Origin of the sequence: Prevotella sp. oral taxon 299 str. F0039 (assembly GCF_000163055.2) — a bacterium.
In the GTDB taxonomy this organism is placed as follows: domain Bacteria; phylum Bacteroidota; class Bacteroidia; order Bacteroidales; family Bacteroidaceae; genus Prevotella.
On the sequence record NC_022111.1, the window covers coordinates 703,061 to 715,516 of the forward strand.

The 12,456-nt window shown below is 33.9% G+C and carries 12 protein-coding genes; 8 read left to right on the forward strand and 4 right to left on the reverse strand.

The window, feature by feature from the left end; translation table 11 throughout:
* Both HMPREF0669_RS05880 and HMPREF0669_RS05885 read right to left on the reverse strand, forming a co-directional pair.
* Positions 1-876, reverse strand: coding sequence for a hypothetical protein (locus HMPREF0669_RS05880; RefSeq protein ID WP_009227603.1), 876 nt, complete (start codon positions 874-876; stop codon positions 1-3).
* Between the two features lie 152 nt (positions 877-1,028).
* The gene (locus HMPREF0669_RS05885; RefSeq protein ID WP_232236480.1) at positions 1,029-2,561 is read right to left on the reverse strand and encodes a PepSY-associated TM helix domain-containing protein; all 1,533 of its coding nucleotides are present in this window, start codon (positions 2,559-2,561) and stop codon (positions 1,029-1,031) included.
* Positions 2,562-3,523: 962 nt separating this feature from the next.
* Between HMPREF0669_RS05885 and dapA the strand changes: the two genes are divergently transcribed.
* From dapA to HMPREF0669_RS05905, 4 genes are all read left to right on the forward strand, one after another.
* Positions 3,524-4,411, forward strand: a complete 888-nt coding sequence (gene dapA / locus HMPREF0669_RS05890; RefSeq protein WP_009227605.1) for a 4-hydroxy-tetrahydrodipicolinate synthase — start codon at positions 3,524-3,526, stop codon at positions 4,409-4,411.
* Between the two features lie 194 nt (positions 4,412-4,605).
* Positions 4,606-5,583 carry a methionyl-tRNA formyltransferase gene (gene fmt / locus HMPREF0669_RS05895; protein ID WP_009227606.1) on the forward strand — a complete coding sequence of 326 codons (978 nt, stop codon included), beginning with the start codon at positions 4,606-4,608 and terminating at the stop codon, positions 5,581-5,583.
* Positions 5,584-5,645: 62 nt separating this feature from the next.
* A complete protein-coding gene (locus HMPREF0669_RS05900; protein WP_009227607.1) occupies positions 5,646-6,215 on the forward strand; it encodes an L-threonylcarbamoyladenylate synthase in 570 nt (189 codons plus the stop codon).
* A gap of 227 nt (positions 6,216-6,442) precedes the next feature.
* Entirely contained in the window at positions 6,443-8,245 is a 1,803-nt protein-coding gene (locus HMPREF0669_RS05905) for a chloride channel protein (RefSeq protein ID WP_009227608.1), read from the forward strand.
* A gap of 35 nt (positions 8,246-8,280) precedes the next feature.
* Here the strand turns inward: HMPREF0669_RS05905 and rlmH are convergent, their stop codons facing one another.
* Positions 8,281-8,751 (reverse strand): 23S rRNA (pseudouridine(1915)-N(3))-methyltransferase RlmH, encoded by a 471-nt coding sequence (gene rlmH, locus HMPREF0669_RS05910; protein ID WP_009227609.1) that lies wholly within the window; start codon positions 8,749-8,751, stop codon positions 8,281-8,283.
* Positions 8,752-8,776: 25 nt separating this feature from the next.
* The gene (locus tag HMPREF0669_RS05915; protein WP_009227610.1) at positions 8,777-9,109 is read right to left on the reverse strand and encodes a DUF4491 family protein; all 333 of its coding nucleotides are present in this window, start codon (positions 9,107-9,109) and stop codon (positions 8,777-8,779) included.
* Between the two features lie 123 nt (positions 9,110-9,232).
* On the opposite strand from HMPREF0669_RS05915, the gene HMPREF0669_RS05920 reads away from it, so the two are divergent.
* From HMPREF0669_RS05920 to HMPREF0669_RS05940, 4 genes are all read left to right on the forward strand, one after another.
* Positions 9,233-9,745 carry a DUF4494 domain-containing protein gene (locus HMPREF0669_RS05920; RefSeq protein WP_020967238.1) on the forward strand — a complete coding sequence of 171 codons (513 nt, stop codon included), beginning with the start codon at positions 9,233-9,235 and terminating at the stop codon, positions 9,743-9,745.
* A 1-nt stretch (position 9,746) separates the two neighbouring features.
* The gene (locus HMPREF0669_RS05925; RefSeq protein WP_009227612.1) at positions 9,747-10,424 is read left to right on the forward strand and encodes a YggS family pyridoxal phosphate-dependent enzyme; all 678 of its coding nucleotides are present in this window, start codon (positions 9,747-9,749) and stop codon (positions 10,422-10,424) included.
* A gap of 299 nt (positions 10,425-10,723) precedes the next feature.
* A complete protein-coding gene (kdsA, locus tag HMPREF0669_RS05935) occupies positions 10,724-11,485 on the forward strand; it encodes a 3-deoxy-8-phosphooctulonate synthase (RefSeq protein WP_009227613.1) in 762 nt (253 codons plus the stop codon).
* Positions 11,482-12,456 (forward strand): SIS domain-containing protein, encoded by a 975-nt coding sequence (locus tag HMPREF0669_RS05940; protein WP_009227614.1) that lies wholly within the window; start codon positions 11,482-11,484, stop codon positions 12,454-12,456. The genes kdsA and HMPREF0669_RS05940 overlap by 4 nt, the downstream gene beginning before the upstream one ends.

Here is a 12,456-nt window from a genome sequence, read left to right on the forward strand (position 1 = left end):
TTATTCATTTAATGTGAAGCTTCTAGAGCCTATCATATTGCCATCTGCAAAGATACTAACTTGATATGTTCCTGCTGTAAGGGTTTGATTTACGTTCCAGTACATTGTGATTGGAGTCTCTAAACCATTATATTCAATTGTTTTCTTCATTGAGCATTGAATATTTCTGTTTTCATAAGAGAATGTACCTTCATTGCCAATGACGCTACCTATCGGAGATATGATTCTAACATAAATGTTTTTGGTTCCTCCAGATGCTGTTACATTTTTTGCAATGCTAAAATTTACTTGCAAAGTTTTGCACTTATTTATTTTGTTTGTTGGCTTTCCGTGTTTGTTTAAACCTGCTGCAGAAATACCAATAGCATCTAGTTGAGCTGCAATAGCAACCTTTTGAGAAAGTGAAGCCTTTTCGGTATTCAGACCTTCAATCTGCTTTGTTGCCTCTTCATATTGTCCCTTAACACGAACATTTTCTGCAGTTAGGTTTTGGTTGAGTCTATTTAAAGAGTCAATTTCCATAACATAACTACGAAGAACGGCACGAACAGTAGCAAGTTCTTTCTTTAATCTGGTAATTTCTTTTATATCATTGTTTTTTAATTGTTTTAGTTCAGCAAGTAGCCGTTGTGTCTTTTCTTGTTCGGTTGTTAATTGAGCTATGATAGAGTCATTTGTAATTTGAGTACGCATCTCACCATATTGGTTCGCAAATTGTTGATACTCATTTTCCATTTCCTTTTTATCTAGTTCTGCCAATTCTTGCATGTTCTGATTTTGTTTTTCTTGTTTTTCTAATGATGTGTATAAGTATATCACTCCACCTAAAAGAATGCAGACCAATAGAACTAATGGAATAATAATTTTTTTATTCATATCTAAAATTGTTTTGAAGTATTTAATGTTATATTATTTGGCACAAAGCAGTGCTCGCAAAAGTATATATTTATTTTTATTCGCCCAAAATATAAAGCATGAAATAGCCTTTATGTATTGGTTTTGGCGTTTTATTTATTCTATATTTCTTTTCAATTTGACTTTTTCTTGTGAATCTTTCTGTAAACGACATATCCTGAGATGAGAACAGATATTAAGAACATGCCCGACAAGAAGATGAATAACATCACTATAATTTGCGGTAAGAAGGTGTATATTCTACCTACGTGTGTCTCTAAAGCAACGTTCCATAACGATATTCTTGCTTGATGAAAACTTTTTGGCATTCGTATAAATGTAGGCTCCATATTGGTATTCTCTGCACCTCTTCTATAATCAAATACTATTGCTTCTTTATCTTTAGGCTTATAATAGCCTGCTACAGAGTTGGTGAATGTAGGGATACCATTTACTGAAACACTATGAAGAGGTTCTCCTGTGTAAAGGTCTTGTATTGCGCCTGTTTGGGTATTCCATTCAAATAAACCACTAAATGAGCCTATAATCCATTTATTTGTATCTTGTTGTTCAAGTACAGTTACTCCCATAAAGCTTACAGGTGGAGCGGAACCGAGGCGCTTAGGACTTTCATTAAGGCTCTTCAACTGAAAGAATCCTTCGGAAGTGTAAATCAACCATTGTTTATTGACGTTGTCATAGCGAATGGTTCTTAGTTTATCGTTCCATGTATTAGATGTGTATTGGGTTGTAAAGGGAATGGGAGAGTGTTTAACTCTTACTATAGGAATGAGTAAAGGAGGACGAAGGAAGGTTCCAGTTATAGCAAGAATGAGTAAGAACACCAACATCGTAACACCAATTTTGTTGTGCCATCTCATTGCTAATTTGAAACCTGTTCTGCATTTTTGAACTCTATTAGGTTTCTTTCTATTAAGTGATATCAGTTTAGGATAAAATGTAATGATAAGTCCTGTGATACAAAGAATAATGACTAAGACCCCTAAAAGGTCTACAAATAATTTTCCGATCAATCCAAATAACTCACCACTATGTAGCGTCCATATTGTTCTAAATAAACTATTTTCTATTTTTTCATCGTTAGGAGCCTTTATCGTTACTTGTTTAAATCTTGTAAATGGATAGGAAGCAACGTATAAATGCGAGCGAGTTTGAACAATAAGATTATTTCCTTCATTTGCAATATCGGTTAGTCGCTCATCTGTTGGAAGATGTTTTGATAGTGAGACCCACTGATTTTTCTTAACATCTAGCTGATAAATATCGAAGTTGGCGCATGCTATAACAGCATTATTGCCTGCCTTTATAATATTGATAATGATTCTGTTATCGGCTCCTGTCTTTAATCCTCTATTAAAAGGAATATAGCTTTCTGTCTTTGAAGAATAAAGACCTATGCCATTGGAGCCAAAGAATAAAACAGAATCGTTGTTGAGTTGAAAGCCTCCTTTTATTGCACCTAAATTCCAGTGATCGTAGTGATAGGCTTTAGGAAGAATACTTCGAGGGATATCGACTGATGAAAATGCTTTACGATGGTTGAGTATAATACCACTAATACAGAACATTAGTAGAAAGAAGGTAAAGAATAGTCCACCCCATTTATGCCACCAAAGCATTTTCTGATTCTTTTTTTTATTGATCATTTTTTTTACTTGTTCCGTCATATTATGTATAAATATTGTATATTAAAGTAAGATGTTGACAAAATTAAATAATTTATGTGTATTTCAACGAATTATGTTTATGGAAATTTATTAATAAACGAAATTTATTATACTGATCATGCCAAATTAGTTTAAAACTAAGTTCTTTTATGATTATTCACGTTTACATAATGTTGTAAAAGCTTTGTTTTTGTGTTATAAAAACGATGTAATTAGAAGGTAATATCAATGCTATTATGAGGTAAAAGTTATCCTTTTAATTGAATAGAAAGGACAAGAGAAAAGAGCTTTATAAAGAATAAGAGAGAGATAGCAATATTTATCACATTTTGAACAATGCCTTTCTTATTGATAGTAATAGAGTTATCCTATAATAACTTTAATTTACGCTATCTAGAGGATGGTACAAAGGTGCATAATCACGATATTTTGGATTGAAAGACTCTTATGTCCAGATATAAGAAAATACATGAGAATGATAAAAATAATGACATTAATGCCGTCAAAGAAGTCTGTACTTTTCCTATTAGCAAGTTTCACTATGAAAGAAACAAAAACAATATATACAAGGAAAATTCATCAATAGAAATTTAGGAAAACAAAAAAAGAAAAGAAATTTTTAATCTAACACACTTCTTAGGATAGTAGCATGGATCTTTTATATAATATAAATAGCTTACATAACTAGAGGACTTTGCAATAAAAAGTAAAAATAAGAGAAATGTTACTGCTTATCTATTAACGAGATTGTAGCTATTTATTTTATTCTTTTATAATTAGTTCTTGAAATAAATTTATTAACTTTGCATATAGAATCATATGGATTATATTCATTGAAATAAAGAAAACAAACTGTATTGAGGTGTTTGGGTGCTGAAATATAGTGTCTTTTATTAATGAAAGATAATCCTATGATGGCATTACTTTATCTCAAAAGAATTATGACTTGTAATATATTTAAAGGTCTAGGGACAGCTCTTGTAACTCCATTTAATTTAGATGGAAGTGTTGATTATAATGCCTTGCAGCGTATTATTGATTATCAATTGCAAAATGGTGCTGATTTTCTGTGTATATTAGCAACAACAGGAGAGACCCCTTGTTTATCTGCTGAAGAAAAGCAGGCTATAAAAAAGATTGTTGTAGACCAATGTAGAGGTAAGGTTCCTATCTTACTTGGCTGTGGTGGCAATAATACACAAGCTATTGTTCAAGAGTTAAAGACTACAGACTTTAAAGGAATTGATGCAATCTTAAGTGTTTGCCCATATTATAACAAACCTTCTCAAGAAGGATTATATCAGCATTTTAAACTTCTTGCTAAAGAAAGTCCATTACCAGTGGTACTTTATAATGTTCCTGGAAGGACAGGGGTAAACCTGCAGTGGAATACAACTGTTCGTCTTGCAAATGATTGTAAAAATATTATTGCAATTAAAGAGGCTAGCGGAAACTTAGAGCAAGTAGATAAAATAATTCAAAATAAGCCAAGTCATTTTGATGTGTTAAGTGGTGATGATGCCCTAACCTTTTCAATGGTAGCTAGTGGGGCAGCAGGTGCTATATCTGTAATAGGTAATGCTTTACCACGAGAATTCTCAAAGATGATACGTCTTGAGTTTAAGGGGGAATACGAACCTGCTAGAATTATTCATCATCGTTTTGCAGAATTGTATGATTTATTATTTGTAGATGGTAATCCTGCTGGAGTAAAAGCATTGTTAAGCGAAATGGGCTTCATTGAGAATATACTTCGTTTGCCACTGGTTCCAACTCGTATTACAACAAAACAAAAAATAGCAAGTATATTAAAAGGCCTTCAGATATAAACAAAATATCCTCTCTTTTTCGTTAATAAAGAAAAATAGAAGTAGTAAGAATAATGGCTCCTCAAATGATTTATAAAAAAAGTAGGTATGTAATGAAACTAAAAGAATATTTACAAGCAATATTTTTATAAAATATAATGGACTATTATATTTACTATTTTATTTTATGTTAAGCCAATAAAGAGTAGTAAGTTATGGAAAAAGAAGATTTAAGAATTGTATTTATGGGTACACCAGAGTTTGCTGTGGCCACATTAGACAACCTAATTAAAGAGGATTTTAATGTTGTTGCAGTCGTAACACAACCCGATAAGCCTGTAGGAAGGCATGGAAGCGTGTTACAACCCTCACCTGTAAAGACTTATGCATGTAGTAAAAATATTCCTGTTTTACAGCCAATGAAAATGAAAGACGAAGCTTTTCAAGAAGAATTGCGTTCGTATAATGCCGATATTCAAGTGGTTGTAGCTTTTAGAATGTTACCTGAAAGCGTTTGGAATATGCCTTCTTATGGTACATTTAATGTGCATGCATCACTTCTTCCGCAGTATAGAGGAGCTGCACCAATAAACTGGGCAATTATAAATGGAGAGAAAAAAACAGGGGTTACTACTTTCTTCTTGGATCATAAGATTGATACAGGTAGGATGATTCTACAGAAAGAGTTTGATATTCCTGTAACTGCTGATGTAGAATATGTGTATGATGGGTTGATGAATTTAGGGGCACAAGCTGCAGTAGAGACTCTAAATGCTGTGATAGAACATGGAAAAAATATTCCAACAACGGTACAAAAAGAAGAGGAGGTTCTACATTCTGCTCCTAAAATATTTAAAGATACATGCAAAATTAATTGGTATCAATCTGATGAAAAGCTATATAATTTTGTAAGAGGATTGTCTCCTTATCCTGGTGTTTGGACTCTGTTATGTAGTAAAGAGCAAGCAGATGGAGAAAAAGAAGAGACCTTGAAGATTTTTAAAACAACAAGAACATCTGAAAGTTCTAAAGAAACTGTAGGAACAATTGTGGTAGATGAAGGTAGAATTCTTATAGCTACAACAGATAATTATTTATCTATTGAAGAATTACAGCTTCCTGGTAAGCGTAGAATGAATGCAAGAGACTTTTTAAATGGATTTAAAAATCTAGAGCAATATATTCTTAAATGATTTGCAATTTATTCATAATTGCTTTAATAAAAATTACCTTTACTAGATTAAATATATAAGAAATGACTCAAAGTGAAGATATCAAAAATGCAGTAGAAGTATTAAAACGAGGTGGTTTAATTCTTTATCCAACAGATACTGTATGGGGTATTGGTTGTGATGCAACTAATGAATCTGCTGTTGCCAGAGTTTATGAATTGAAGAAACGTGCAGATTCTAAGGCAATGATTTGTTTAGTAGATTCTGATTCACGTGTTCAACGCTATGTAAAGAATGTTCCTAATGTTGCGTGGGACTTGATGGAACTAGCAGATAAGCCAACAACTATTATTTTGGATGATGCTGTTAATCTTGCTCCTAACTTGATTGCGGAAGACGGAAGTATTGCAATAAGAATAACAAGAGAGGCTTTCTCAAAAGAACTATGCTATCGTTTTCAAAAGCCATTGGTAAGTACCAGTGCCAATATTAGCGGTGAACCAACAGCTTCAAACTATCGAGATATTGTTCAAGAGATAATAGATGGAGTTGATTATGTTTGTTGGACACGTCGTCAAGAGCATAAACCTCATGCTCCATCTTCTATTATTAAGCTAACAAAAACAGGTGAAGTGACAATTATCCGTAAGTAATTTGCAGATGAATATGCTCTTTTAATAGGGATAATATCTATCTTATTAGGACGTAATAGCAGTCCTTTTGAGTTGTAATTGCATAACTATTATAGGCTAAAAGCAATCCTTTTAAAAGATAACATCAATCGCTTGAAAACGTATTATCCTAAATACAAACTCTAAGATATGAAGTTGGAATAAGAGAGTTTTATTCCAATTTCTTCTTAACTTTTTTGATGGCATCAATGAAACAGTCTACAAAAGATTATAGAATAAACACAAAAGAAATCATAATGTGGGTGCATCGTCATGTGCCCCAACGTCAGCTTATCCTCATAGTTGCATTTCTTATAGGATTATGTGCATCGTTTGCAGGCTTAGTTCTTCATTGGTTGATAGCAGAGGTGCAGTATATATTAACTTCAGGTTTTACGCCTGAATCTTATAACCTGTTATATCTTGTTTTCCCTATAGTAGGTGTTTTTTTTACAACATTATTCATAAAGTATGTTGTAAAAGATGATATTTCTCATGGAATAACTCGTGTTTTATATGCAATATCAGCCAAACAATCTCGTCTAAAAGGGCATCATTGCTGGTCGTCAGTACTTGCTTCTGCTATAACTATTGGCTTTGGAGGGTCTGTTGGAGCGGAAGCACCTATTGTTTTAACAGGTTCTGCTATAGGTTCTAATCTTGGTAGACTCTTTTATATGGATAAGAAAACACTTATGTTACTTGTCGGTTGTGGTGCTTCTGCTGCAATTGGAGGTATTTTTAAGGCACCTATTGCGGGTTTGGTTTTTACTCTAGAGGTCTTAATGGTAGATCTTTCGATGGCATCTATTATGCCAATACTTGTATCTTGTGTAACTGCTACATGCTTTACTTATATCTTTCGTGGTGGAGAATCAATGTTTTCTTTTACGTTAGATAGTGCTTGGAATGTAGATAGAATACCTGCAGGTGTCTTACTTGGTTTATTCTGTGGAATTATAAGTTTGTATTTTATTCGTTTAATGGCTTCATGTGAGGGAATTTTTGGAGAACTAAAAAAATATCGTTATACTCGTCTTTTGCTCGGAGGAATCATTTTAAGTTCATTGATCTTCTTTTTCCCTGTTCTTTATGGAGAAGGTTACAGCGCAATTAATATATTGTTAGGTGGTAGGACGGAAGCTGATTGGAATGTGATAATGAATAATTCTTTGTTCTATGGACATGGTGATTTACTCATAATTTATGTAGCCTTAACTGTTTTAACTAAAGTCTTTGCAACCTCAGCAACAAATGGAAGTGGTGGTTGTGGAGGAACTTTTGCACCTTCTTTGTTTATCGGTGCCTTTGGAGGTTTCCTCTTTTCACGTTTTTGGAATACCAATCAAATAGGTTTATATCTTCCTGAAAAGAACTTCACCTTATTGGGAATGGCAGGCGTTATTGCTGGAGTTATGCATGCACCACTAACTGGAATCTTCCTAATTGCAGAGATAACAGGTGGCTATCAGTTATTTATGCCCTTGATAATAGTTTCGTTAGTGTCCGTAATGTTTATCAGTATCTTCGAACCCCATAGTATTTATGCAATACGTTTGGCACATCAAGGTAAGTTAATTACACACCATACAGACCGCTCTGTCTTAACTTTAATGAATCTAAATTCATTGATTATTAAAGACTTTGTAAAGGTTTATCCTGATATGACATTAGGGGATTTGGTGAAAGAGATAAGTAAGAGTGACACAAGTTTTATGCCTGTTACGGACCATTCGGGTGTCTTATTGGGCGAAATCGATATAACCAAGATTAGACACCTTATGTTTAGAACTGAATTATATCAGCGTTTTACGGTAGGAAAGATTATGACTTCACTTACAACAAGTGTGAGGATAGATGATCCTATGGAGGAGATTATGGCAAAGTTCGATAACTCTTCGTTGAACTTTATACCTGTTGTGACACTGGATAATATAATGATTGGATATATTTCACGTACAACAGTTTATTCAATGTACCGCAAAATAGTTTCCGATTATTCTTCGGATTAATTCAGTCTATAATAAAAACTTACTGAAAAAGAAATTTATTCATGATGATAAGGCTCACCTTTAATGATCGTACAAGCTCTGTATATCTGTTCAATAAAGATGAGTCTTATCATTTGATGTGAGAAAGTCATCTTAGAAAGAGATAACTTTTCATTTGCCCTTTCATATACTTTGGGTGAGAATCCATAAGGACCTCCAATAACAAAGATAAGTTTTCGAGCATGAATTTGTTTTTGTTCTATCCATTCTGCGAACTCAATACTGCGGAAACTCTTGCCGTGTTCATCTAATAATACAACATGGTCGGAAGGCTGAATCATTTTTAATATCATCTCACCTTCTTTCTCTTTTTGTACATCTTCACTCATATTCTTTGTGTCTTTGATGTTAGGTATTGTTGTAATACCAAACGACACATAGTGAGATATACGTTTGTTGTAATCTTCTATGCAAGCTATAATGTGCTTATCTACGGTTTTCCCGATAACAATAAGTTCGCTTTTCATTTATAAAATGATATAATTACTCTTGTTATTGATACTCTTTTTTGTCCTTTTTATTAATTGAATACTCGTCTTTTCTTTTAGGATTCATAGGAAACCACCCTTTTTCAACACGCTTTTTTTGATCAAAGATTTCTCCAATGGACCATAATAATGAGGCTCCAAGTACGCCAAATAGAGAAGATATAAAAACATCTTCAATAAAAAGAGCTGCACATATAGATAATATTCCAGTTACTAAAAACAACCACCAAAGTCTTGTTCCAAAATAATATTCAACTTTAATGACAATGGGATGGAATACTCCTATAATAATAAACGTACTAATTGCGATGAGAACACCTTTATAATAAAATTCCATTTCTTTCTGTTACCTTTATTCTTTAATATGCTACAAAAATACAAAAAGACTTACAATAATACGATAAGTACCGATAAAAAATATTATCTTTACATTAAAATTATAATTAAATATTAATCATTTATGAGATCTAGAATTACATCTTGGTTTGAAACAAAGGTTCGTTACGAGAAAGATATGGAGAATGGAATGCAGAAATTCGTAACAGAACAATATGTAGTTGAGGCTTTGAGTTTCACAGAAGCAGAAGCTTCGATAACTAAAGAAATGAGCCTTTACATACGAGGAGAATTTAAAATAACAGATATAAAGCCCGCAACATACTCTGAAGTGGTTTACAGTGATGCTGAATCTGATGATAAATGGTATAAAGCAAAATTGCAATTTATTACTTTAGATCAAAAAACTGAAAAAGAAAAGCTCACTACTACACTCTTTCTTGTGCAGGCTGGAAGCGTAAGTAGAGCAGTGAATAACATCACAGAGATGATGTCTAAGACCGCAACCGACTACACAATAACAAGCGTTGTTGAAACAAAAATAATGGATGTGTACGAACATACGTTCACAACAACAAAGGAAGTTGACGATAAACCCGAATACGAAGAAGGGGAAAATATTGAAAATGCAGAGTAAAATGAATAAAGAGCAGGTCGTAAATCAATTGCATCAAATAAAAGACTCCTTACCTTTAGGAGTCCATTTGGTGGCAGTTAGCAAGTTTAGGCCTGCTGAGTTTATTCGTGCAGCCTATGATGCTGGGCAACGAATATTTGGAGAAAGCCAAGAAAAGGAACTTTCTTTAAAGGTCGAAGAGTTGCCAGTTGATATTCAATGGCATTTTATTGGGCATCTACAAACAAACAAAGTGAAATATATTGCTCGATACATTTCATTGATAGAGTCGGTAGATAGCCTTAAACTTCTGAAGGAAATAAACAAACAAGCCATAAAAAATAACAGAGTAATAGATATCCTTTTAGAGCTTCGTGTTGCTCAAGAAGATACCAAATCGGGGTTAACTCCCGATGAATGTTTGGCTTTGTTAGAAGAAGGTAAATGGAAATCACTCTCAAATGTGCGCATTTGTGGATTGATGACGATGGCTAGTTATTGTCCTGATGAACAGCAAATTGCAAGCGAATTTACCATAGCTCATCAGCTATTCAATAAGATTAAAGGGGAATATTTTAGCGATAAAGAATACTTTAAATATCGAAGTTGGGGCATGAGTGGTGACTATAAGATTGCAATAGAGCATGGAGCAAATCTCGTTAGAATAGGAACAACCATCTTTGGAGAACGAGAATATTAAATAATAGCAAGTTATTCTGTATTCAAATATAAAGTAAGATTCTTTTATAAATCTACCTTTAGATTTTATGATAAGTTTATTTTTCGTGATGTTGTGTCGGAAAGATAAACTTATTTTTATTGTGTTCGGTAGCAAATCTCAATTCTATTATATATAATAAGATGTGTAAATAACAATAAAATTGAACTCTTTCCATTCTAAAAGGAGTGTGTAAGTTGTTCTTTTGCGCATTTTTTGTTAACTTTGCAATGATAAAAACTAGGAAAAATATAGCCATTTGATTATAAAAAGGTAATGTCATGATAAAGAATACCCCCATATTTATAGCTGGTCCTTGTGTAATTGAGTCGCAAGAACTTTTGAATGTTGTTGCAGAAGAATTGAAAGCAATTAATAACGACTTAGGTATAGATATCATTTTTAAGGCTTCTTTTGATAAAGCAAATCGCACTTCTATTCGTTCTTTTCGTGGTCCAGGATTAGAAAAAGGACTTGAAATGCTTGCAAATGTAAAAGAACGCTACGGTCTTCGCATCTTAACTGATATTCATGAGAGTTGCCAAGCGGAGGCAGTGGGGCAAGTTTGTGATGTTATTCAGATTCCTGCCTTCTTGTGTCGACAAACTGATTTGTTGGTAGCTGCAGCTAAAACGGGTCGTATTGTGAATATAAAGAAAGCCCAATTCTTAAGTGGTTTAGATATGAAATATCCTTTGGAAAAAGCCAAAGAGGCTGGAGCTAAAGATGTTTGGTTAACAGAAAGAGGCAATTCATTTGGCTATAACAACTTAGTTGTTGACTTTAGAAACATTCCCGACATGCTTAATTACACTCCAAATGTTATTATGGACTGCACACATAGCGTGCAACGACCAGGTGCAGGCGATGGAAAAACGGGCGGAGATCGACGCTTTGTACCTTCAATGGCTATGGCTGCAAAGGCATTTGGGGCTACAGGTTATTTTTTTGAAGTGCATCCTGATCCCGATGAAGGATTGAGTGATGCTGCCAACATGTTAGAACTTAATAAATTAAAAGGACTTATAAAGAACTTACTATGACTACATCTGAATCCATCAATATAACAAGTATTCGAGAAAATGCCATTCAATGCCTAAAAGATGAGGCTGAAGCTCTATTGCAATTGATACCTCAGCTAAATGAGAATTTTGATAAAGCAATTCAAATGATGTATCATTGTAAGGGCAAAGTGATTGTTACTGGTGTAGGAAAGAGTGGTAATATAGGAGCAAAAATCGCTGCAACTCTTTCATCAACAGGCACTCCTTCGTTCTTTATTAACCCCTTAGATGTATTTCATGGCGACCTTGGTGTGATGACACCAGATGATGTTGTGCTTGCGTTAAGCAACAGTGGACAAACTGATGAACTGCTAAGATTCTTACCAATGGTGTTGCAAATGAATGTACCTATTATCTCAATGAGTAGCAATCCACAATCACTTTTAGCAAAATATTCAACAGCTCACATTCAAGTGAAGGTTGAAAAAGAAGCATGTCCTTTGAATCTAGCTCCAACAAGTAGTACTACAGCGGCTTTAGCGATGGGAGATGCCATTGCTGTTGCATTGATGAAGGTGCGTGATTTCAAACCAAAAGACTTTGCACAGTTCCACCCTGGAGGTGAATTAGGAAAGCGTTTGCTTACCACAGCCGCTGATGTTATGCGAAAAAACGACCTTCCTGTCATTCCAAAGGAAATGAATTTGGGAGAGGCTATCATTCATGTTAGCAAAGGAAAGCTAGGTTTAGGAGTTTCAATAGAGGACGAACAAGTTATTGGTTTGATAACCGATGGAGATATTCGACGTGCTATGGAGACTTGGAAAGCTCAGTTCTTCGATAAGAAAGTAGCTGATATTATGACTACAACTCCTAAGAGTGTAGCACCAGAAACAAAGCTTTCTGAGATCTTACGAATAATGAATAAGTATAAAATTCATACCGTGTTAGTTGTTGATAGTTCTAACCATTTGCTTGGAATTGTCGATCATTATTCGTGTATGATTTAG